Here is a 23,221-nt window from a genome sequence, read left to right as displayed (position 1 = left end):
TATTGAAATGAAAAATGTATTGTATTGTATTGATTCTATGTATTAATTCTAATTTTAGTGTGTCTGCTAAAAGTGCAGGAGACGTAAAGCTATTAGTCAATCCGGAAAAAACAATTGGGCTGATTCTATATGAACTTAGTGATGATGCACAAGAATGGCATATAGCCGTTGAGCAAAGGGAGTTTGCTATCAGTTTGATTTCGTTAGATGTTAGTTATATTAAAAGAGGGCTTCGATTTATATTAAGTTCTACAGGTAATTACTCAGTGACTTATAAAGGTACTGTTTTGCATGATGAAGCATGTAACTTTATTCGAGCTGACCCTGTTGAAGCGTACGGTTATTTTTTATTTGAAGCATGTTAGTAAAGGTTTAGTAATGAAAATCAATAAATTGAAATTTTTCTTTACTCTAGTCTTGCTAGTGGTGGTGATAGGGCTACTTGTTATTTTTGAAAATACAACTCTCAATAAAGCAACACATGTAAAACTATCGATATCTCCAACACCGACAGAAAAATATGTGCCTACTGACCCCTTATTTCATGATTCAGCCGAGGACAGTTTACAACAGGATGAGCCATTAATTTTAGATCAGTTATCAGAGGTTGAGCAATTAATTGAGGGGCTTGATGGTTTAACATCAAATGAGATAGTTGTAAAACTATTAGGGACCGATGCGTATATAGAGCACTCTACAGAAATTTTATTGATGTTAATAAAAAATGGCACTCTAGGGGTTAACGAATCTCTTAAAGGAAATGAAAACAGATCGGCTTATTATACACCTTTGTTTGTGGCGTTATCATCACTAGACGAAGTAAGACCTGAACAATTTAATGAGTTTATGGATCTTGGCGCTGTAATTGATACCAGTAATGCTTGGCTTAGTAAGTTGGGAAGTATAAGAGATAAAGATAATATACAAAGGTGGGTAAATGAATCAGGAATAGGCTCAGAGCATTATAAAAAATTAGTAGAACTGGGGCTAACTTTTGGTTCACCACAATTGGTGAGTTATATAAAAGAAAGCGACCCAGGCGGTTTAACGTATGCTTTTCCTGCTGAATTAGTCGCTAATAGGGCAACTGTCGTAAATAAGTATGTTGCTGAAGAATTCGATGTAAAAGAATACCAGAAAAATAATCAATATGTTTCTGAATACAAAATCGTACTTGGAGCAATTGGCTATGGTAATAAAATGTTAAATATAACGCGGGCTCTTAAACTGCAATCTGGGCTCACACAGGCTGAAATACAAGAGCTGGATAAATCAATTGCAGGAATACAAGCAAAAATAAATCGTTTGCAAGCATTAAAGAAAACCTTTCACTAATTTGAGATAATGGTCTTCTCCCTTTGATTATGTTTTACCACTTTAATCATGGCATATAGCTGCCGCATCGGGAGTAAGCTAATCTTAGATTATACAGCCAAGCCCAGAGTGTTCTGGGCTTGTTACGTTTAATAAAATGAGTGTTTTAATCCCTTTTCGGTTAGATGTGCTACCAACTATACGTTGCGCTTAACGTATATTGCTCACCGCGTCCTGGTGTGCCGGGTATTTCTTCAAACGATTCATCCCATACATTGTCTGCAGCTAACGTAATAAATAAATTATTGATTACGGTTGGCGTAATTTTTAGCGACAATTGCGTAAATAACGCAGTGTCTTTACCATTGCGTAGTGCGTTTTCGTGCTGTTTACGCCACTCGTTATCAACCCTCATTTCTATTAGGTCGTTTGGTGTCCAAATTGCACCTAAGGTCACACGGTGATCTGGAAAGTTTAAGGCGTAAAAGCTGGCGTCGATATCTGCATCACCATAGTTTTCTGACTTATTTAAGTAGGTGTAGCTTGCAATGAGCTCGGTTGTATCAAAGTACTTGGTCGCAAAAAACTCAACGCCGGTGGCGTCTATGTCAACCGGATTAGCAAAGCGGGCAGAGCTATAGTCAAAACTAAAAGTCCAATCGGTTAGGTTGTTATCTTCACGGTAGAAAACCGCTGAATTAAGTTGCCAGGTTTGTTCTTGCATTAAATAACCAAGCTCTATGTTTTTAGTCGTTTCGCGCTCAAGGTTGTAATTACTTCTAAATAACCCGCCTTGCTCACTGCCGCCAATGGCGGTGTAGCCTGCAACTTGGCTTGCTTGTGCGTAGGATACGTAAAGTGTTTGTTCAGAGCCGTCACTGTTTTGAGTATTTAGTGAAATATCGCCAATGAGCGATAACTCAGAGTCATCTCGGTTTGTGTCGTCAAAAGCCGCACCGAGACGAAGAGTTAATAACTGATTTTGTTTAAGGTCGATTTTATACTCAGGTAATACGCTCAGTTTGTAATAAGTGCGAGAAGTGAAATTATTTTCAAGGGTTGTCGACTCTATTTCGTCTTCAATGTACTGCGCTGAATAATTTACTGCAAACGCGGTGTTTTGTGCATGGCTTCCTGATATTGCAATCGATTTCACTTTAGTTTCATGAAAGGCTTCAAAGGCGCTTGGATTCTCACGAGAAAATATATAATGGTCGTTGTGTTTTCTGTAATAGGCCGACACCTCAAAATGGCTATTGTCTGCGTAATTTTGCTGGTGGTTAAGCATGAGTAAGCGGGTTTCTAGTTCTTCTGTTTCGTTTACGCCAAATGGTGTATACATGTTTGGCCAGCCAAAAAACTTGTCTTGTGAGCCATACATTAAATCGGTTTGCGAATCCGCACCTATTAACTGTATGCGCGCAGAGGCGCGGTTAAAATCGTGATCGCCGTTTTCTATTGAACCGTCACTTTGTGAATGAGAATATTCGCCCTCAAAGCCCAGTTGCCAATTTTTAGCATCATCAATTTCTGTGCTTATTCCTGCGTAAATACTGTGTAAGTTAAAGTTGTTTGTACCTGTACCAACAGATACATTGCCGCCAGTTGTGATAGGTTTAAAACCAAACGAAATCGATCCCACTGAGCTGTTCATACCGTTTAAGGCATTGTCGGCTCCGGTTAAAATGTAGGGACCCGTTAGCATTTGCGGTGCAATAGGAAGCTCCGCAACGTAATGACCTGTTTGAGGATCTAGTAGGGTAGTACTGCCGACTCTAAACCCAGTGTTTTCGAAAATACCGCCACGAATTGTTACATCAGCTTGCGCTTCTGCCATATTGCGTGACTGTAAATCAACGCGTGGGTCGTATTCTAAATTAGATACGGGAGAGTCAAAGGTGCCAACAGGTAATTTATTTGCCGTGGCCGATGCCTCAACAATTATTTGTTCTATTTCTGTTTCACTGTTGGTTGAAGCTTGCGCATAAGTAAAAGGTGTAACGCTGCACAGCAGTGCAGAAAATATAAAATGCTCAGTGCGATTCATGGTGTATCTCATAATGTGTTAGGGCACTTATAAAAACTATATAAAGCGGGTGGGCTAGCTTAATTTAGTCAGTGCGATTTTGTGCGCAATTGTACAGTAATTATAAAAATCTGCATTTGATAATCATTTTGTATAATTAACGCGTTACAATACACATGTATTTTTAATTAACTTTATTGAGTTAGATAAACAATGACGGTTCAGCAACACAATACACTTTATTTTGCCGGCGGCTGCTTATGGGGCGTGCAAGAGTTTATGAAGCATTTACCGGGCATTATAACAACCCAAGCAGGGCGTGCTAATGGCGCAAGTAATAGCACACAAGGGGCATACGATGGCTATACTGAGTGTGTAAAAGTAATGTTTGACTCAAGTGTTTCACTCAATCAACTGTTTGACTATTTTTTTGAAATTATTGACCCTTACAGTTTTAATAAGCAAGGGGTAGACGAAGGCCCTAAATACCGTACAGGCATTTACAGCAAAAACCAAAATCATCTAGATGCGGCAATTAATTATATAAATAAGCGCAGCGATGCCGAAAAAATTGTAGTAGAGGTAGAGCAGTTAACTAATTACGTTCCAAGCGATCCAGAGCATCAAGACCGCTTAACTAACCACCCCGATGATTATTGCCATATACCATTAAATTTATTGTATAAGTATAAATTGTAAATTTAACGCGGTGTTTTTGTAGATGTGCAGCTTGCTAACGTGACGAGCGCTGCTCGTAATTTAAGGTGGAATATAGCGCTATAAATATAAGTAATTAGAAGCTATCGCTTCTCGCGCAAGCAAGCTTAGCAACTACAGGTAAAGTTTAATCTGATATTTTGTAGACATGCAGCTTGCTGACGTGACGAGCGCTGCTCGTAATTACTTTAGTTTGTAAGCCCAAAAATTAACACCCACAAAAAAGCTCACATACTGTGAGCTTTTTAAAAACTAACTTTAAAATTACTGCTGCTTTTGCGGCGGGAAGTTGCTTAAAATATTTGCGACTGTTTTTTTAATTGACGCTTCGCGTTGCTCTGGCGATTGTTTTTTCTTTAAACGGCCTTCTTTAGCACCGCGCCAAATTAACTGATTAGATGCGCTGTCTACAATATCGATAACCAATGTGCCCACTTCGTATTCACGCGCTGTTGTATCACGTTGAAAACCAGTACCCCAGTAACCCCAACGGTTACTGTAGCCCGTGTTAAACGTATCTACTTCTAATTCTTTATCTACCGACGCATGGTAGTTAACTAGTACGTCAGCTTGAGCTGGGTCTACTAATGTCATACCAAGCGTGTTTGTAAGCTCATTATTTACCGCAGTACGTACACGTTTTTCCATTAAGCCATTAATTTGATAATTTGTAGTGTCTTTAGTTAAGCTCGCGTTTTCTACCCACGCAAATGTTTTAAAATTACTAAAGTTAGCAGATCTATCGTAATCCCAATCAGGGGTATGTGTACAGGCAGTAAGTAGTGCTAGTGCTGCAACAATAAGTATATTTTTCATTACGTTTGCTCCAATAAAATGCGTTACCTTAAAATAACACACATCATTGAAATGTGTATTATTAAAAGGCCCTAAAAATTAGTTTAGTTTGATGAATATGAATGACTAATTAATGTTAATTCGTCATTCAAAAAAGTTAATGTTCTACTTCTATCCAATCTTTTTCATCTACCCAGTTTTGTGCGCCATCTTTTACTGAACGAATCGGCACAATGTAGTCACAACTTATTTGTGGCTTAACCGAGGCAAATATAGGCACAAAGCCAAAGCTTAATGCGGTTTCTATAATTGCTTTTTGGTTTTGCGGGTCGATATCGGCCGCTTCATCTATGTAAATGGGTATACGGTAAAGATTTTGTTCTTGATCGCTTAATAAGTAACGAATAAACAACATGCCACATAATAACTTAATGGTTATACGTGTTCCGTTTGAACCAGCTGAGTCTATTTTTTCAAAGTGTTCGGTTTCACCTGCGCGGTTTACCACTTCAAAACGAATGTCGAACAAATCAGTTAAGGTTAGGCCTGCTTTGTCTGAGGCAAGTTTTATTAAATGATCTTTTGCTTCGTTTACTGCGCTTTCGCTGTAAGGTTCTTGGCTTAGTAAATCAAGGGTGTCGCCTTGCTCAAACTGATGCGACGTGCTGATAATGGTATCAATACTATCAACCAGCATTTTGCGCGGTATTACGTTAATTTTAAACGCTTGCAGGTTTGAAATGCGGTGCTGGCTTATACCTTTATTAAAGCTATTCATTTCGCGGCGAAGGCGGTCTAAATCTTCTCGCAAGCCTTTAATGGTTGCGGCTACTTCGGTCAGTGCTACGCGGCCTTGACGCTCAACGGCATCGCGTTCGTTATCAAGGTTGTGAAATGCGCTAATGAGTTTTTGGTATTTAGTAAATTCGTCGTTTTCGTTATCGAACTTAGTAATGCCCGCGTTATATACATGCAGATAGGTATTACGCACGTTTATGTCAAAATTGCGCAGCTCTTGGCAGTCTTTATTAAAGTGATGTACTAAATCGCTTAAGTTATCAAAGTCGACTGTTATATCAATCATGTACGGGGTTACTTTACCGCTGTATAAATCGAGTGTGTGATCAATTCGCTCGCTTTTAACTTGGCGTAGGCGCTCGGTTTGGCGATTAATTTGCTCTTGCTTTGATTTAATTAACGAGCGTCTGTCTGCAATTGAGCCACTATTTTTTTGTATGTCTTGCAGGTAGTCGTCAACTTGTTCGCGCTCTGCTAATAATTGCTCTTTTAGCATGGCTTGCGCTTCAACCGACTGCTGCATTACCTCAAATTGCTCTAAGCGTTTTAGGGCGCTCTCTGCGCTCATTAGCTCATCGTAGAGTGCGTCTTTTTCTTTTTGTTTATCGGCAACATTAGCAGCCACTTCGCGCTGTTGTTTAAACTCTTTTAATGCGTGTTCAAGTGCACTTAACTGCGCTGTTAATTGTTCTTTGTTTTCGCCGCTTTGCATGTGTACTGGCGAGAGTTTTTTAAGTTTAATACTTGCACCTGGAAGCGTTAGCACACCGCCTTTAACGTTTTCACTTAATAACGATAAAAACTCCCCAAAGGCGTCTTCATCGTCAATGGTTATATCGCCATTACTGGTGGTTGCAAACGAGAGTAGGTCGGGATTTAAAATGCGCGATATTTCTTCTACTTCTTTAAGTGATAGGTCTTCGCGCATACGGGTAAACAAATTAAACTCAAGGTTTTTAAGCTGCAGTTTTAAACTTTTGATTTGTTTTTGCGTTTCGCTAATGCGGTAATCAAGGGTGTGCAGGCTTTGGCCTTGAGCGCTGGTTATAGAGTGCGAAAGCGACTCGTAATCGTGCTTAAGCTGGCTAAGACTAGTTTTAATTGTGGCTTTATTTACCAGTTCAAACTCGCTTTTAAGGGCGCTGTAATCTAAAAACCATTGTTCAATTTGAGTTTGTTTGCGTTCTATATCGCGCGATTGCTGTACGTATAGGCTTTGCTTTTGTTCAAACTCGTGTTTTTCGTGTTCTATGTCTTCAAGTGCAATACTGAGTTCATTTAATTGATCTTCTTGATAGGTATCAAAGTCAATTAGGGCTTGGTCAATTTTAGGTGCGTAGGCTGCTAACTTACCTTTAAGTACGGTCTGATTTTCAAGCATTGATTCAAGTGCGCTTATTGGCTCTTGCATTGATTCAAGGGCTTTTAATTCACGTTTAGCGCGGTTTACTTTATCAAACGAGCGACGCCATACTTCGTAAAAATCGACCTTAGAGTTAGACATATGGCGTTCAAACACACGCAGCATAAAGCGTTTAACATCGCTTGCGCCTAATTTGTGTAAGTTAAGAATACGCCTAAAAATTTCTTTATAAATAGCTGAGTCTTGCACATTATTAAGCGGGATCATTTTTAAGTTAATGTCGCCATCAAACGGGGTTGCGCCGCCGGTAAGTAGGGCGTTTAGCTCTTGTGCTTTTAGCTCAATAGGGTTGTAATTAAGCGACTTTAAATGATTAAACAGCTTGGTAAACTTAATTATAGTATTACCTTGTGTGTACTGTTCTAAATCAAGTTTGCCCTGATAACAAAAGTACTGGTGTGCGTAACCGGCTATTTTACCAAGTCCTGCTACACCAATAACAACCGAGCCATGAGGGAGGTTAGCTTCTAGTAAAATGTACGACTGATCTGATGAAAAATAAAACTTACGGGTTTCATCTAAATCATGTCCGTCCCATTCTGTAAGGCGTAAATCGTTGATAAGCGGAAATTGCAGGGCGTTAATAACCGAGCTTTTACCGGTATTGTTTGGCGCACAAATAGAGCTGCTTTTATCAAGCGGAATCACACACTTTGCATAGCCTGCGGTATTAAGTAGGGCGAGTTTACTCAGTCCGTATAAGTTTTTCATTCCTCGTCCTCCGTAATGTAGGTTTCTTCGTTTACTTCCATTAATGCATCAATGTAGCGGTGAATTGGCGCTTGTAGCATAAAGCCGCCTTCTACTTCGCGGGCGAGGCCTAAACGTACCATGCGCAGGTAAACGTCTTTACGTAAATCTGAGCCCGAAAATATCTCCAGCTGATCAAACAAGTGCTTGTTAATTTGCACTAGTGTTTGCATCAGTTCTAAATCGTTTACTTCATCAAACAGGGCGCGCATTGGGTCTTTACCCGTGTTGGCGTAGTGTTCAATTAAAATGTAAATAGTAAGCGCAACAGCACGGGATATTTTCCCCATGTTTGGTGTACTTTCGTCGCTGGCAAAATAGTAAAAGCCACGGCTATCGTGTTTTAGGTCATGACCTAATGCGGTAAATAGTGCGCTGTAAGATTCAATGTGTTGGTCAAGTTCTTGCCACATTACGTTGTCTTGTTCACAAATGTGGTAACCCGCAGTTAATTTTTTATTAATGGCTTGCAGGTGTGTTAGTTCGTCTAGGTTTATATGTGTCATGGTAATTACTTATCTGCCTTAGTATTAGGCTGAACGGCTAAATCTGGTGCCTGAGAATTAAATGGATAAAGTGAAAAGTGCTGTCCGGCAATTTTAACACGCGCTTTTTCATCGCTTTGGCTAATGTTAATGTCGCTATCGCTGATTAGTTTTTGATATAAAAATAGCATTTCGTCGGCGTCTAGCTCGGGATAGCTTTCATCTAAAAATTGCAGCAATGGCTGAGGCTTTTTACGTTTTTTGTTAAAGCGTTTTGCAAAGCTTGTTTTTACATCATTGTACTCAGGTATATTAGGCGTTATAAAAGCCGGCACGTCTTGTTGCTCTGGGAGCTGGTATTCTTCGTGTTCAAATTCCACCAAGCTTGCCATATAGGCAACTATATGGCGCTGCTGGCCAAGCGAATAGCGCTGAGAGTCGCTTACAAAGTTTGGCTGTACAGCACTTAGCATATTGTCTACGCCATTTTTACGTACAAGGCCGAGCACTTTTGCTGCCTGGCGAGTAACTAAGTTATTACGGCGCAGCTCTTCGCGCAGTGGCATGAGCATATCGGCGCTTTTACGTAAGCTTTCACGCCCTATTAAGTGCATTTCGAGTATGCGAGTTCGTAATTGCTCTAGCATGCGTTTGTCGGTATATGCTTTACCTGAGCGCTCAATGTATTCTATTTGCTTACTAATTTGTTGCTCTATTATTGTAAAGCAGGCATGAAAATCGCCCCTAATATCGACCATTTCAAGCATTGGCTCTATGTATTCGTCAAAGGCCTCTATTACTGCCTTATAGCGTTTTTGCAGTGATTGCACGCCATGGTCAGATTTAGCGTGTTCGACTATATTTAATATGGCGTTTTCGTTGTGTGAAAAAAGCTTCATTATTTTACGTACCCGATCATCCATAATGCGGCTATAGCGGCGTAAATCGTCAAAGTCTTCAACGTTTCCTGCGTTATCTAATTTATTACCTAAGCGGGCTAAATCATCAACTAATACGCTAATTTCTTGCGCTAAACCTAAGTGCTCTTCTTGGAGTAAAAAAGTAGCAAAATCAGCAATGGCACGGTTAATTTCAAGCTGCGACGATTTAGCGAGTGGAATTAAAATATCTTGATTGAGCAAGCGATTGGTTTCTTTGTATATGCGCTCGTTTGACCACGTGGACTGTTTTTGTTTTATGGCATTTTGCACGTCTTTTAGGCTAAAGTCGGCCATTTTAAAACGTTTAAATAATAACTCTAAAACCCCCCAATGTTCGCTAAGGGTATTTAGTCGCTTTTTAGCTGGGATCATAAGGCGTTACAACATCCTAGTAATTTATTATTGAGAATTTAGAAGCGTCTCATTATTACGTATTCTAATTAATCTAGCCTGTATATAGTATTCGTTTTTAAGACTATTTAATAATAGTTTTTGCATAGCCGCAGTGCTAACATTCGCGCCGAAAATAGGCACGTTGAGAGGGACTTTACGTGTGTTCTTTAAAACAATATCAAAGGTTATTTAATACCCATGGTTTCCACGATTATTCTAACCCTGATAGCGATCGGATTCTTATTGATCGTTATAGAAGATATCATCCATGTAAATAAAGCTAAAACCACGCTTTTTTTTGGCACGCTTTGCTGGATCCTCCTGTTTATTTTCCCCCTGCATGGGCAAAGCCCAGAGCAAGTGCAAGAACTCCTTAACGAAAATATTTTAGAGATAGCATCGCTGTGGTTGTTTTTAATGGCCGCCATGACCTTTGTTGCTTATTTAAACTCAAAAGGGTTTATCGAAAATATTGTGCACAGAGTGATGCCAACAAGTATTAGCGAACGCAAGCTGATGTTTTTGGTTGGGGTATTTGCGTTTTTGTTTTCGTCGGTTTCAGACAACGTAACAGCCACGTTAATATCGCTCGCTGTAGTTATGTCGTTAAAACTGCCGCCTAAAAAACTCATAAAATATGCCACGCTCATTGTATTTGGTGTTAACTCCGGCGGTGTATCGTTAATTACCGGTGACGTTACCACCTTAATGATATTTTTAGATGGAAAAGTAACCATTGCTAATTTATTACTGCTTATTGCACCTGCATTTATCAGTGTTATGTTGTTAGCTGCAATGTTAAGTATTGGCATGAAAGGGGAAGTGATCTTTTCTAAGTCAGGGAAAAAACGCATAGAAAAAACCGATATCACTATCGCAGTTATTTTTGTATCTACAGTTATCAGCATACTCGCGTTGAGTGTGATTTACAGTGTACCGCCTTTATTAACTTTCTTATGTGGTTTATCAATTATGTTTTTAGTGGCGCAATTTTTAATGCGCAAAAAAGACATAAACAAAAATATTATCGACTACGTACGCGACATAGAATACGACACCTTACTATTTTTCGTCGGGGTTTTATTATTGGTAGGCGCATTAAAAGAGATAGGCATGCTAAGTAAGTTTACCGATCTATATACGGTTATGGCTCCACAGTACGCTAACTACTTAATGGGTATTTTATCGGCTGGGGTAGATAACGTGCCACTTACCGCTGCTTTACTAAAAGCCAATATAGTAATGAGTCAGCAAGATTGGTTATCGTTTACTTATGCAACCGGTGTTGGCGGGTCAATGCTTATTATTGGATCGGCTGCGGGTATTATTGCCATGAGTAAAGTAAAAGAGCTAACATTTATGAGTTACTTACGTTTATCGCTGTATTTGTTAGTAAGTTATACCGTTGGCTACGCGGGCGCGTATTACATGGGCGGATTTGTTTAAGTTTTGCTTAACTAACCATTAAAACGCTTGACAGCTAGACGGCTAAACGTTAACTTTCAACCCCCGCTTAACAGTGGGGTTTTGTTTTATTAGCCATTGGCTAATACAACATTCAGAAGAGGTGCGATACTTAGGTATTTAATGGTAGGTGACGAACGCCCATAACCATTAAAGAGGGAAGTACTCGCCGAGAAAACCAACGTTACGTCGATGTTGTTTTTCGGTTTATGGGGCTGAATCCTCAAAACTGTCACCAATCTAGGTGGAGAGCTTCTGGCAGTGGATTTACCTTCATGCATTCACTTGCCAAGTTCTTCTTGTTTTATCGCGGTTTGGATACCGCAAAAGGAGACTAAATGACTACCCAATCAGTGCCGCAAACAGTATCGGGCGTTAAATCAGATTATATCGTTGCCAAGTTTGGTGGAACCAGTGTGGCTAATTTTGATGCGATGAATCGTTGTAGCGAAATTATTGTTGCCGACAAAAGTGTTCGTATTGTTGCTGTGAGCGCCAGTGCCGGCGTAACTAACTACTTAGTTGCACTGTGTAAAAGTGATATTACTAGCGAACAACGCCAAGAAAATATTGACGGTGTACTTGCTATTCAACAAGCCATTTTAGATGAATTATCACTTGATGCCGATTTAGCCTTAGGCTTTAACGAAACATTAAAAGCATTTCAAGCACTCGCTCAGCAACAACTGACTACTGCACAACAACACGATGAACTGTTGAGCTTTGGTGAGCGTTTATCGTCGTATTTATTTGCGCAAGTGCTGCGTTTAAAAGGCTTGAATGCCGATCGGTTTGATGTACGCCAAGTCCTTAAAACAGACAGCCAGTTTGGAAAAGCAACACCCAATGTAAGCGCAACAGCACAAGCTGCAAAAGAATATTTAATTCCTCTATTAGATGAACAAGTTATTGTAACGCAAGGTTTTGTTGGTAGTGACGAATTTGACCAAACAACAACCCTTGGCCGTGGTGGGTCTGACTACAGTGCCGCTTTACTTGCAGAGGCAATAAACGCTAAAAGTGTACATATTTGGACGGATGTAGTGGGGATTTTTAGCACCGACCCGCGTTTATGTGTAAAGGCGTCGCCTATTGCCCGTTTGAGCTTTGATGAAGCCGCTGAAATGGCTACCTTTGGAGCTAAGGTATTGCACCCAGCGACTATTTTGCCAGCCAGTCGTAGTCATATTAATGTATTTGTTGGTTCAAGCCGCGAACCTGAACGCGGTGGCACGTGGATAGAGCGTGAAAAATCGCAGCAACCAGGTATACGCGCTGTAACGCAACGTAAAAACCAAATTTTGCTTACCCTTAAAAGCCCTGAAATGTTACTGGCTAGCGGCTTTTTAGCCCGTGTATTTACTATTTTAAGCGAGTTTAATATATCGGTTGATTTAGTAACCACCTCTGAAATCAGTGTGGCAATAACGCTTGATAACGCGCCTAACGCATCACGCCCAGAGCTAGACCAAGCGTGTTTAGATAAGCTTGCTGAATTTTGCCATGTATCGGTTGAGAACAACTTAACGCTGGTGGCGCTTATTGGTTCAGAAATTCAACTTCGCCAACACGAAATGAACTTAATGCAGGTATTAAGCGACTTTAATATTCGATTAATTTGTCACGGTGCAAGTAAGCACAACTTATGCTTTTTAGTTGAGCAAAGTGAATCTGACAACGTGGTTCAGGCAATCCATAGCCGGTTATTAGAGGCTTAAATAGTAAGCGACTGTTTGGTTAATAAAAAGCATTGCCAGTCGGTGCTTTTTTTATGCACTAAGGTTAAATCAAAAGTTTCTGTTTGCGTGCTAACAACTTGGCTGCTTGAAGCAAGGTTTGCTAACGCAAGTTCGGTAAACACATTGGGACTAAGTAATTTTGCAATAGGGCGGCTAGTTGCTTTAGCTAATGATTCTTTCAATGTCCATATTCTAAAAAAGGTGTTGGCCTGGCTTTGCGTATTAGGTTGCGATGTAATTAACGTCACTTCGTCTGAGTGGTAAAAATGTTTGGCTAGTTTTTCAAATGGGCGCGTTAGGCTTATTTTTTCAAGGTCGAAGCCAAAAGTGTTATTTTTTGAATTTAAAGCAACCCCAACAAAACCATGAGAATGCGATATGCACGTATTAATAACGCAATTGTTAATATGTAACTCTAACTTAGCCGAAGTGTGGTTAAAGTTTGTAGTAATTGTGTTTAGCGCCACATTTGCAAATTCAGGGAAGGCGGTTTTCACAAGCATTTTTAAAAGTAAGCGGCTTGCTAAATATTCTTGTTTAGCTGTTGGGTTTTTACGGCGATTAATAACGCTTAATTCAAACTCGCTAAGTAAACGAGGTAAGTCGTAATCAGCTACATTAAGTGTATTGGCGTTAAATAACAAAACGGTATTTGCGCTTTGGGGTAAATTGGCAAAATTAGTTGGCGTGATAGTTAATGCGTTATTAAAAAAATGTGCGGTCATATAGGCCCATAAATAAGAAAGTCGTTGTTATTGTGAGCAATTAACGCGACTAATAAAGCCTGAATACAATTTTATTACTCAGCCGGCATTAAATATGGTTTAATTCACAACAATCAAAATAATAACAGATTTGTAGATGTATGGCACAAATGCGTGATGGGTTTCAAAGCCGACTTGGTTTTGTTTTAGCCGCTGCTGGCGCGGCAGTGGGTTTGGGTAATATTTGGGGTTTTCCTACACAAGCTGCTAACCATGGCGGTGGTGCGTTTTTACTCGTCTATTTTTTGGTCATCTTTTTATTGGCACTTCCGGCGCTTTATACTGAGCTTTATTTAGGTCATAACGCACAAGCAAACCCGGTAAAAGCACTGGGTGACGCGTGGCAAGATAGTAATCGTAAAATAGGTGCAGCTGCGGGCTATATTGGCCTTGCGGGTGCCGTAGTGATGCTGAGCTTTTATTCAATTGTGGCAGGCTGGATGCTGTCGTACGCAATTGAGCCTGTGACAACCTTTGTTGGTTTACACAGTGTAAGCGAGTTTTTGCACAGTGACTCAGTCGCGCGTAATTTTGTGTTTACACCATTAATGCTTATTTTAACGGCCTGCATTATTTTAAAAGGGGTTAAATCGGGTATTGAAACGTGGTCGCGCCGACTCATGCCAATGCTATTAGTGATACTTGTGGCGCTTATTGCTTACATAGCCACTTTGGATGGTGCAAGCGAAGGTTTTGCAGCCTATTTAATGCCTAATTTTAGCCAAATACTCGATCCAAATTTAATTATAGCGGCTATGGGGCAAGCATTTTTTTCGCTCTCTTTGGGTGTGGGTTGTATGATGATTTACGGCTCGTATTTACAACCTGATGCTAATTTACCAAAGCTCACTGCAAGTGTTGCATTACTTGACACGAGCGTTGCGTTTTTAGCTGGCTTACTCATTATTCCGGCTATTTATGTTGCACAACATAACGGCGTTGAGGTATTTAGTGGCGGTAAATTAATTGGTGAAGGACAGCTTATATTTGCCATTTTACCAGAGCTATTTAATACCATGGGAGAAATAGGGTTACTGGTTGGTTTATTGTTTTTTGTATTAATGTCGATAGCCTCAGTGACGTCTACTATTTCATCAACTGAAATTCCAGTTGCATTTTTAGTGGAAAACCACAACGTTAACCGCACTAAAGCTACGTGGTTAGTGAGCTTAGTGGTATTAATATGTGCAAGTGCAATTATATTAAACTTCGATTGGTTATTTGGTTTAGTTATTATGCTGTTTACGCAATATCAGCTCCCGCTGATGGGGTTGTTTTACTTCATAACGGTTGGTTGGATGTTCAAACGGGGTAATAAGTTACACCAAGCTAGCACGGGCGCGCATTTTTGGTTTGCCCAGTATATCCGCTTTGTTTGCCCAATATTAATGACCTTGGTATTTGCAAACGTCGCCTTTGGTTAATGACTTAATGCAGTGAAACTAAAAAGCCTCCGTCGGGGGCTTTTTGCATTTTAAAATGCTGGTCGTGATGCTTAAAATATTGATACAACTTATTCACGCCAAGCTGCTTTTTTGTAATGTTGAATATTCGATGGAGATAGGTACCCACATCCACTGTTTCGGAGAGTCCAGTTTTTGCGTGTTGTGTGTTTTCAACGGCTTCTTTTACAAGTGCTAAATGGTAAGTATCAGCAGAGGCAATACTTTTACTTTTTACTTTAGGTATTGTATTTTTTTTACCTAAAATATAAAAGTCATCAAAATAGTGTTTAGCACTGGCTGTATTATTACCAAACCCGATTACCTTTTTACCATTTCGTCTTAAAAAGTGTACTAAAGCCGCAAAGTCAGAATCAGAAGAGGCTATTGCAAAAGTGTCAATCGGGGAGACATACAAAGACTCCATAACTCCAACAGTTAACGCAATATCGGCCGCATTACTTTTAGCTTTTACGAGTTTTTCTTGGTACACCATTTCTATTGCATGGCGCGAACAAATATTTACCCAAGGTTTTAGTTGTACTGCTCCAAAGTTGCCGTACGCTTTTTTAACCTCAATATGTTCAAATTTAGCCATTATTTGATCTATAAATTTATGGCTTATATTTTCTGCATCTATGAATAACGCTGTTTTTTCCATTTAAGCACCTGCTAAAAGCCATCAAATTTAATTAATAGATACCATCGCGCAGCATATTTTGGCAAGTGTAAATGGCTATAAATGTTAAATAACCTGAGTTCAGGTTAATTATTAAAAACTGCGTTGCTTAGCGGTTTATTTAGTTCTACCTCAAGGGCATTGGTAATAGTAGTGTTTGCTATTTCGGTGAGTGCTTCTTGAGTAAAAAAGCCCTGATGCCCGGTGATCAACACATTTTTAAAACCGACTAAACGGGAAAATATATCGTCTTGGTTAATTTCGTCGCTGTGGTTTTTGAAAAACAGTTCGGATTCTTGTTCGTAAACATCAAGCCCTAAGTAGCCAAGCTTTTGTGTTTTAAGTGCTTGTATGCACGCTTTACTGTTTAATAATGCACCGCGTGAAGTGTTGATAAGCATAACGCCAGGCTTCATTTTATCAAAAGCACGCTCATCGATTAAGTGATGTGTTTGCTCGTTGAGTGGGCAATGCAGTGAAATAATATCGCTTTGGGTTAGTAACGTGTTTAGGTCGGTAATGGTGTAGTTACCCGGCATTGCATTTGGGTCACAGACCAACACCTTTGCGCCAAACCCATTGAGTATATTACAAAGTGCTAAGCCAATTTTTCCGCACCCAATAATACCTACTGTTTTGTTGTGTAAGTTAAAACCAAGTAACCCGTTTAAATCAAAGTTGTCTTCGCGCACGCGGTTGTAGGCTTTGTGTGTTTTTCGACTCAGTGTAAGCATAAGCGCAATACAGTGTTCAGCAACGGCCTCGGGGCTATATGCAGGTACACGTAATACATTGATGTTATGTGCTTTGGCCGCACCTAAATCAACATTATTAAAACCAGCACAGCGCAGTAATATGGTATTTATACCTTGTGCTGCTAATAGTTTTATAACCTCAGCGTTAACTGTGTCGTTTACAAACACACATACTGCAGTGAAGTTGTTTGCTAAAACCGCAGTTTGCTCGTTAAGCGATTGATCAAAATAGGTCATTGCTAAGCTACTATGAGGTGCAATACTGTGTTCAAAAAAAGGTTTTTCATACTTTTGCGCGCTAAAAAAAGCAATGTTCATGATGAGGCTCCAGCAATTTGGTGCGTTTAAAATAGTGAATCTGCTTAAATTAAACTACGTTACTGCCATGTGCTCAAGTAGCGATTGCTTTTTTATTATTTAATTTAACTGCTTGCAGCAGGTTTGTTTCAATAACGTGTTTGAGTGTGTCGGGCTTTGTACGCGGTGCATAACGAGCAACTAGTTGCCCTTGTGAGTTAATTAAAAATTTTGTGAAATTCCATTTAACTGCCCGGTTTTGTGAAATACCGCGTGTATGGCATTTTAAATAGCCAAATAAAGGGTGGGCGTCTGGGCCATTGACCATGACTTTGCCAAATACTTCAAACGATACGCCAAACTGCATTTGGTAAAAATCTTTTATAGCTAAATTATCAAGCGGTTCGTTCTGTCCAAACTGATTACATGGGAATGCAAGTACCGTAAAGCCACGGTGCTTGTACTCTTGGTAAAGCTTTTCGAGGGCATTTAATTGCATTGAAAAACTACATTTACTGGCCGTATTGACAATGAGTACGGTTTTGCCTTTTAACTGGCTTAAAGAAAAATTATCACTGTTATAAAGTGGTGCATTAAATTGATAAATACTATCCATAGGTTACCTACTTAATTTCCAATTGGTGGAAATTTTACAAAGACTTTCATTCGCTTTTTTGTTGGTCGGTTGACATAATCGGGACCTAGTTTCTAAGTTAGCAGTTAAATAGGTCATTTTTATGTCAATGAAAGTCGCATTTATAGGTTTAGGCGTAATGGGTTACCCCATGGCGGGGCATTTAGCCAATAATGGTCATAGCGTATGTGTATTTAATCGTACACAATCCAAGGCGCAAAGTTGGACTGAACAATACAAAGGAAGCTTTGCACACACCCCACGCGAAGCGGCTCAAGGCGCTGATATTGTATTTATGTGTGTTGGTAACGATGATGATTTACGTTCTGTGGTTTATGGCGACGACGGTGTTTTAGCGGGTATGTTACCGCACACTATATTGGTTGATCACACAACAACCTCTGCGGAAGTAGCCCGTGAAGTGGCTGCAAAAGCGGCGCTGCAAAATATCGACTTTATTGATGCCCCCGTATCTGGCGGCCAAGCTGGCGCTGAAAATGGCATTTTAACGGTCATGGCTGGTGGTAATGAAGCCGTATTTGCAAAAGTACAGCCTGTAATGGCGGCGTTTAGCCGTTTTAGCCAATTGTTAGGCGGTGTAGGCTCGGGCCAGCTTTGTAAAATGGTTAATCAAATTTGTATTGCAGGTGTTGTACAGGGTTTAGCTGAAGGCTTACATTTTGCCAAGCAAGCGGGGCTTGATGGCGAAAAAGTTATAGAAACCATTTCTAAAGGGGCTGCCGGTTCGTGGCAAATGGAAAACCGTTACAAAACAATGTGGGCAGGCGAATACGAGTTTGGTTTTGCGGTAGATTGGATGCGCAAAGATTTAGGGATAGCGCTTGATGAAGCTAAAAACAACGGCGCAACATTGCCAATGACGGCAACGGTCGACCAATATTACGCCGACGTACAAGCACTTGGCGGCGGCCGATACGACACTTCAAGCTTACTTGCTCGTATAGAAGCGCTGCATAAAAAATAACTCTGTAGACGCGAAGCTTGCTTGCGTGACGGGCAAAGCCCGTAAAGTGATTTATTCACAAAGAGGATAAGAGGCGCTTCGCTATAGAGGCAGTAATAGTTCTAAAAAGATTGTTGTTGGTCTTTTTGTTTTCTCATTTACTCCTCATTCACTTCTCTTTGTGGATTATGTTTTATTTTAGCAATTAAAAGCTGCGCTTTTCACGTGGGCAAGCTTTTCGTCTAACGCGCTGATATAGATGTGGTTTTATTTGTTGACGCGAAGCTTGCTTGCGTGACGGATAAAGCTCGTAAAGTGATGAATTCACAAAGAGGAAAAGAGGCGCTGCGCTTTTAGAGTTATTGATTAGCCTAAAGCTATTTTGGCTTATGTTTTCTTATTTACTCCTCATTATCTTCTCTTTGTGGATTGTGTTTTATTTGAGCAATTAAAAGCTGCGCTTTTCACGTGAGCAAGCTCTACGTCTACCACCAAGGTGTAGATATGTGTTTTACTTGTAGACGCGAAGCTTGCTTGCGTGATGGGCGAAGCCCGTAAAGTGATTTATTCACAAAGAGGAAAAGAGGCGCTTCGCTATCGAGGCAGTAATAGTTCTAAAAAGATTGTTGTTGTCTTTTTGTTTTCTCATTTACTCCTCATTCACTTCTCTTTGTGAAATATATTTTTCTTTTTTTTCCGTGGTACAGATATTTACAAACAAAAAACGCGACACTTTATTGCTAAAGAGTCGCGTTTTTATATGCACTATACAAATAAACTTAAAACAAATTACATGCTCTGCGCGTAGTTATAAAGCGCCTTTAAAATGGTTAGGTTCTTTTCGCTGTCGTCGTGTTCATGGGCCAAGTTTTCAAGGGTGATCATAAAATCTTGTGCGCTAATTGAGGGTTGATCTTCTCCGTGCATTAACTTGTTTTGGCAATACTGGCGCCATTGATCAAGCTCTTGCTGATTTAGTGTTTCCGGCCAATTTCGTGCGCGGTATCTAAACAGTAATGTATTGAACTTTTTATCTTCAAAATCTAAATTTAAGCCTGCTAGTTCATCTGGCCTAGCATCGCGAATAATCGCAAATTTAGCTTTGTCGGCATGGCTTGTAAAGCCATCGTAAAGTAAGTAATCAACGTTAGTAGTTGCGCTGTAATCGCCTTGTTCGTTAAACACTTCAGTTACTTTATCGCGAAGCTCGGTATTGGCTTTTAAAACAGCTAAATTAGCAAGGCACTGCTCGCGGTCAATTCCTAAACGGGCTGCGTTTTCAGGCAATAACGTTTTAGCAGGCGCTAAAATAGGGCACTTGTTTAAATGCACCAGCTTTAAACCAACAGGTAAATCGCCCTCGGCTAAATCAACGCGTTTGGTGTATAGTCGTTTACGTAATTCTTCTACGTTTAAATCAAGCAACACTTGCGGGCTTTGGGTTAAATCAAAACAAATAACGGCGTTTTTATTTACCGGATGAAAGCTCATAGGTGCCACCCACGTTGTACAGCCTTGCGTTGCAGGAATACGTGATGAGGTATGCACCAGCGGCGTCATGTTAAATACATCAACTAAATCGCCAAGCGCTTTTTTATTTCGTAGCCCAAAAAAGAAGTTATAAAGCTTTGGCTGTTTTTCTTTTATTAGCTTAGCCAGTGCGATAGTGGCTGTAACATCGCTTAGCGCATCGTGCGCAGCTGCGTGTTCAATACCGTTGGCTACCGTTAAATGTTCTAACTTAAAGCTTGGGCTACCGTCTTCTTTTAGCGGCCATTCAATGCCCTCAGGGCGTAGCGCATAGCAAGCACGTACTAAATCAATAATATCCCAGCGGCTATTATTGTTTTTATATTCACGCTCGTACGGGTCGTAAAAGTTACGGTAAAAGCTGTAACGGCTTACTTCGTCATCAAACCGAATACTGTTATAACCAGCCACACAGGTGTTTGGCACACTAAATTCGGCATGAATCTTTGCTATAAACTCAGCTTCAACCAAGCCTTTTTTCATCGCCACTTGTGGCGTAATCCCCGTAATTAAACATGCCTCAGGGTGGGGTAAGTAATCCGCTTGCGGCTTACAATATTCAATAAGCGGCTCGCCAATTATATTTAAATCAAGATCGGTACGAATACCCGCAAATTGGCTCGGCTTATCTTTTTGAGGGCTTGCCCCCCAAGTCTCATAATCGTGCCAGTAAATAGTTGCTTGATTTTGCTCTTGATATGCCATGGTAAAACCCTGAGTAGTTAACTTTAAAATGCACAAATATGCGCCAAGTTACTAAATTTATGAATTATTTAGATTATGGCATATGGGCGAGAGAGTTTATAGTTTTGGAAGAGAAATGATGTGTTAGTTAGGTTTATTTAAAGAGTGAAATTGACGTTCGATAATTAATCGAAAGATCTAAAGCCACCTCAATATGAAATATACTTAAAGTTAATTTTATATAACAAGGGCAAGGGGATTTGAAGCTCCTCTACCTAAGAAAGAGCATTACGACTTTAAAAACACTTGGACAGTACCGCCTAAAAATCCAAACCCAATAAAGCAGTACGCAGGCCAATAACAACCAAGATGAAAAGCATATTAGGTACACTCGCAATAGCCTATGGTCAAAGCAGGTATTTAATACCAGGTAGTAATCCGCATAAACTAATGACCACCCACAGCATTAACCGCTATTGCTGTAGAATGTTGAATCACCTGTCTGAAAAAGGCAAAACGCCCAAGTTCCTACCACATGATGCCCGCCGAACAATAGCAACTTTGCTTAGTGAAAATGGTGTACCACCGCACGTAACCAAAAAATGCTAGGCCACAAAATGCGAGAAGTAATGGCCGTATATAACAAACATGATTGAATAAAGAACAGGTAGAAGGGTATAAGCTTTATTGCCAGTTAATAGATAAAGCTATTAGGATAGAATTAAAAATTCCCAAATAATAAAATATATGTTAAGAATAATTAATTAAACTACACTCTGTAGGTAATTTTATGAAGAATATAAAGGCTTTAGTAAAAAAATTAGAAGAGTTAGGATTGAGTGAGGAGCGAAAGTCAGATCTAATTTCTAAATATATACATGCAGATAAAAAGTTAGAATTTAGAATGAATCAGTACTTTAAAATAAACAACCCTCCTAAAGCCAAAGTTCAAAAAGTGAGTCCAAATCGCCAGGAGTTAATTAATCAGCCTAAATCGATAAAGCATGTCGCTGCAGTTTACAAGCCAGCTCCTATTGAAAAAAGTAGAGAATGTTTTGGTGGTTATGCTAGAAACTTTGATAACAGAGGAAGGCCAAGCGTTGATCCTAGTCATAATATTGACAAAGATTTAGATAATGAATTCTTAAATAATTAATTATAATAAATACGATAACTTAATACTATCAATCTGATGGATTTTGAGTATTCGAACATTTCGCCTGGAATGTTTGTATTTTTTTTACATTTTGAATATGCATTTTTCTTTGGCTATTAGGGCAAAGAGCTACTGTATTGGCTATGGTGTCTTTACCACCTTTAGCAAGCCAAATAATATGATGAGTTTCTAGATATGGTTCACCCGATATGTTTTTAAAATGTGCCGGTTGATTATATAGCTGACACAAACCTTTCACCAATCTTTTTGCATGCTCAGCAATCCAAGAAATACGTTCGTGTTGCTGGATAATCACCGTTTGTAATTGTTATTAAAAGCCCGCAAATGTGGGCTTTCTTAGAAATTAGCGAACATTTAAGCACAAACTAATATTTCCAATGTTTATTCTGGAAGGTGGATTAATTCTATTTCAGAAAAATACATTCGTTGAATATCCAAGTAAATTTTATTTATTTCATTCTTGAACTTTTCAAAGTCGTTAATAATATCCTTCATTTGGTAAGTAGCTAAGAAAATTGAAATGTCTTTAATTTCTTTTCTATGGAATCTAATTACACTAGCCGTAACAAGCATTTTTTCTTTTGCTTGATCTGATTCCAAGTAAAGGGCTTTATAATCTTCTTTATGTTGTTTGAGTTCATTCTGCTTGTTTTCTAAATCTATTTGATACAACTCTGGAGTTGGATATTTATACTTCGTTTTCCTTAAATCCTCAATTTCACTTTTAATATCGAATTCAATTTTTACTGGTTCAACCATATTAGTTTTTAATAGAAAGCACTGATAGAAAGCTTTTGTAAACTCAGCATGGTTTTCTAAGTCTTTTTGTTTTAACCATTGGTTTTTAGTTTTAAAGGCAATAAGAAGAATACCTATTGTACAAAGAGCGACAATCCAATCCGTTAATGGTTGATCTTTAAAACTAACTTGAGGAGCCATCATTCCTGTTATAAGACCAGCAATGTATACAAGAGAAATAACCTTAAAGTAAAACCAGTTACTGCGGTTAATGAAAAAGTCTTTTATTTTATTCATATTTAACACCACGCAATCTAGCTTTAATCCTTAGTACCTTAAAATAGCTGTACATAACAGTTCCTTGTTTATAAAGACTTTCCCGTAAATATAACTTTTCCTACCAACGTGCAATTACCATTAATTGGAATTAGCTTTTCAGGCCAGTTGGGGTTTGTGGCTTTTAGGAATTTATGGCCACCTTCGATGATGAGCAACTTAAATGTAGCTTGGTTGTCGTTTGGGGTTTATTAAGTACGAACCGAAAAAATATTTTGCTTCAAGGTCTACAAAACCCATATCAGCCTCATCAAACTTCGGCTTCATGCTCATTCCTTTTAAACTCACAGCTCTAATTTTCTTTGTACCTAATATTACTAGGAACTATACATAAAAATGCTTAATATTGTAAGAATATTTCAATGACATTTCCTAT

The 23,221-nt window shown here is 39.3% G+C and carries 21 protein-coding genes and 1 riboswitch; of the genes, 8 read left to right on the top strand and 13 right to left on the bottom strand.

Annotation, left to right across the window (positions count from 1 at the left end; genetic code table 11):
- Window positions 1-59 precede the first annotated feature (59 nt).
- Window positions 60-365, top strand: coding sequence for a hypothetical protein (locus tag KZZ04_RS03655; RefSeq protein WP_128081084.1), 306 nt, complete (start codon window positions 60-62; stop codon window positions 363-365).
- Window positions 366-378: 13 nt separating this feature from the next.
- A complete protein-coding gene (locus tag KZZ04_RS03650; protein WP_219421847.1) occupies window positions 379-1,335 on the top strand; it encodes a hypothetical protein in 957 nt (318 codons plus the stop codon).
- A 169-nt stretch (window positions 1,336-1,504) separates the two neighbouring features.
- Here the strand turns inward: KZZ04_RS03650 and KZZ04_RS03645 are convergent, their stop codons facing one another.
- Window positions 1,505-3,361 (bottom strand): TonB-dependent siderophore receptor, encoded by a 1,857-nt coding sequence (locus tag KZZ04_RS03645; RefSeq protein WP_219421846.1) that lies wholly within the window; start codon window positions 3,359-3,361, stop codon window positions 1,505-1,507.
- Window positions 3,362-3,553: 192 nt separating this feature from the next.
- Between KZZ04_RS03645 and KZZ04_RS03640 the strand changes: the two genes are divergently transcribed.
- Entirely contained in the window at window positions 3,554-4,039 is a 486-nt protein-coding gene (locus KZZ04_RS03640) for a peptide-methionine (S)-S-oxide reductase (RefSeq protein WP_219421845.1), read from the top strand.
- Between the two features lie 282 nt (window positions 4,040-4,321).
- Here the strand turns inward: KZZ04_RS03640 and KZZ04_RS03635 are convergent, their stop codons facing one another.
- From KZZ04_RS03635 to KZZ04_RS03620, 4 genes are all read right to left on the bottom strand, one after another.
- Window positions 4,322-4,873 carry a DUF4136 domain-containing protein gene (locus KZZ04_RS03635; RefSeq protein WP_219421843.1) on the bottom strand — a complete coding sequence of 184 codons (552 nt, stop codon included), beginning with the start codon at window positions 4,871-4,873 and terminating at the stop codon, window positions 4,322-4,324.
- 136 nt (window positions 4,874-5,009) lie between these two features.
- The gene (locus KZZ04_RS03630) at window positions 5,010-7,784 is read right to left on the bottom strand and encodes an ATPase (protein ID WP_219421842.1); all 2,775 of its coding nucleotides are present in this window, start codon (window positions 7,782-7,784) and stop codon (window positions 5,010-5,012) included.
- Window positions 7,781-8,329: a hypothetical protein gene (locus KZZ04_RS03625; protein WP_058404343.1), complete on the bottom strand. Its 549-nt coding sequence runs from the start codon at window positions 8,327-8,329 to the stop codon at window positions 7,781-7,783. The genes KZZ04_RS03630 and KZZ04_RS03625 overlap by 4 nt, the downstream gene beginning before the upstream one ends.
- Before the next feature lie 5 nt (window positions 8,330-8,334).
- Window positions 8,335-9,621: a hypothetical protein gene (locus KZZ04_RS03620; RefSeq protein ID WP_219421840.1), complete on the bottom strand. Its 1,287-nt coding sequence runs from the start codon at window positions 9,619-9,621 to the stop codon at window positions 8,335-8,337.
- Between the two features lie 219 nt (window positions 9,622-9,840).
- Here KZZ04_RS03620 and nhaD point away from each other — a divergent pair, with 219 nt between their 5' ends.
- Together nhaD and lysC are read left to right on the top strand one after the other, a co-directional pair.
- On the top strand, window positions 9,841-11,088 hold the full coding sequence (gene nhaD, locus KZZ04_RS03615; RefSeq protein WP_219421838.1) for a sodium:proton antiporter NhaD: 1,248 nt from the start codon (window positions 9,841-9,843) through the stop codon (window positions 11,086-11,088).
- Window positions 11,089-11,196: 108 nt separating this feature from the next.
- Window positions 11,197-11,369: riboswitch (Lysine riboswitch) on the top strand.
- A gap of 75 nt (window positions 11,370-11,444) precedes the next feature.
- The gene (gene lysC / locus KZZ04_RS03610; RefSeq protein WP_219421836.1) at window positions 11,445-12,824 is read left to right on the top strand and encodes a lysine-sensitive aspartokinase 3; all 1,380 of its coding nucleotides are present in this window, start codon (window positions 11,445-11,447) and stop codon (window positions 12,822-12,824) included.
- On the opposite strand, the gene KZZ04_RS03605 is transcribed toward lysC, so the two are convergent.
- On the bottom strand, window positions 12,821-13,570 hold the full coding sequence (locus tag KZZ04_RS03605; protein ID WP_219421835.1) for a 4'-phosphopantetheinyl transferase superfamily protein: 750 nt from the start codon (window positions 13,568-13,570) through the stop codon (window positions 12,821-12,823). The two genes, lysC and KZZ04_RS03605, sit on opposite strands and share 4 nt — an antisense overlap.
- A gap of 140 nt (window positions 13,571-13,710) precedes the next feature.
- On the opposite strand from KZZ04_RS03605, the gene KZZ04_RS03600 reads away from it, so the two are divergent.
- Window positions 13,711-15,033, top strand: a complete 1,323-nt coding sequence (locus KZZ04_RS03600) for a sodium-dependent transporter (RefSeq protein ID WP_219421834.1) — start codon at window positions 13,711-13,713, stop codon at window positions 15,031-15,033.
- Between the two features lie 4 nt (window positions 15,034-15,037).
- Here the strand turns inward: KZZ04_RS03600 and KZZ04_RS03595 are convergent, their stop codons facing one another.
- The 3 genes from KZZ04_RS03595 to KZZ04_RS03585 all read right to left on the bottom strand — a co-directional run bounded on the left by KZZ04_RS03595 (window position 15,038) and on the right by KZZ04_RS03585 (window position 17,398).
- The gene (locus tag KZZ04_RS03595; protein WP_058404349.1) at window positions 15,038-15,712 is read right to left on the bottom strand and encodes an NYN domain-containing protein; all 675 of its coding nucleotides are present in this window, start codon (window positions 15,710-15,712) and stop codon (window positions 15,038-15,040) included.
- Window positions 15,713-15,816: 104 nt separating this feature from the next.
- A complete protein-coding gene (locus tag KZZ04_RS03590; RefSeq protein WP_219421833.1) occupies window positions 15,817-16,803 on the bottom strand; it encodes a 2-hydroxyacid dehydrogenase in 987 nt (328 codons plus the stop codon).
- A gap of 73 nt (window positions 16,804-16,876) precedes the next feature.
- Window positions 16,877-17,398: a glutathione peroxidase gene (locus tag KZZ04_RS03585; protein ID WP_219421832.1), complete on the bottom strand. Its 522-nt coding sequence runs from the start codon at window positions 17,396-17,398 to the stop codon at window positions 16,877-16,879.
- A gap of 121 nt (window positions 17,399-17,519) precedes the next feature.
- On the opposite strand from KZZ04_RS03585, the gene KZZ04_RS03580 reads away from it, so the two are divergent.
- Window positions 17,520-18,401: an NAD(P)-dependent oxidoreductase gene (locus tag KZZ04_RS03580; protein ID WP_219421831.1), complete on the top strand. Its 882-nt coding sequence runs from the start codon at window positions 17,520-17,522 to the stop codon at window positions 18,399-18,401.
- Window positions 18,402-19,169: 768 nt separating this feature from the next.
- On the opposite strand, the gene sbcB is transcribed toward KZZ04_RS03580, so the two are convergent.
- A complete protein-coding gene (gene sbcB, locus KZZ04_RS03575) occupies window positions 19,170-20,615 on the bottom strand; it encodes an exodeoxyribonuclease I (RefSeq protein WP_219421830.1) in 1,446 nt (481 codons plus the stop codon).
- Window positions 20,616-21,384: 769 nt separating this feature from the next.
- On the opposite strand from sbcB, the gene KZZ04_RS03570 reads away from it, so the two are divergent.
- On the top strand, window positions 21,385-21,750 hold the full coding sequence (locus KZZ04_RS03570) for a hypothetical protein (protein WP_219421829.1): 366 nt from the start codon (window positions 21,385-21,387) through the stop codon (window positions 21,748-21,750).
- Window positions 21,751-21,778: 28 nt separating this feature from the next.
- On the opposite strand, the gene KZZ04_RS03565 is transcribed toward KZZ04_RS03570, so the two are convergent.
- The 3 genes from KZZ04_RS03565 to KZZ04_RS21160 form a co-directional block, all read right to left on the bottom strand.
- Window positions 21,779-22,066, bottom strand: coding sequence for an HNH endonuclease (locus KZZ04_RS03565; protein ID WP_219421827.1), 288 nt, complete (start codon window positions 22,064-22,066; stop codon window positions 21,779-21,781).
- 86 nt (window positions 22,067-22,152) lie between these two features.
- The gene (locus KZZ04_RS03560) at window positions 22,153-22,806 is read right to left on the bottom strand and encodes a hypothetical protein (RefSeq protein ID WP_219421825.1); all 654 of its coding nucleotides are present in this window, start codon (window positions 22,804-22,806) and stop codon (window positions 22,153-22,155) included.
- Between the two features lie 68 nt (window positions 22,807-22,874).
- Window positions 22,875-23,003 (bottom strand): S24 family peptidase, encoded by a 129-nt coding sequence (locus KZZ04_RS21160; protein ID WP_257903531.1) that lies wholly within the window; start codon window positions 23,001-23,003, stop codon window positions 22,875-22,877.
- Window positions 23,004-23,221 lie beyond the last annotated feature (218 nt).

Source organism: Pseudoalteromonas sp. CR1, assembly GCF_019392235.1.
Classification (GTDB): domain Bacteria; phylum Pseudomonadota; class Gammaproteobacteria; order Enterobacterales; family Alteromonadaceae; genus Pseudoalteromonas.
Note: the sequence above shows the minus strand (reverse complement) of the source record. Positions and strands in the feature narration are given on the sequence as shown.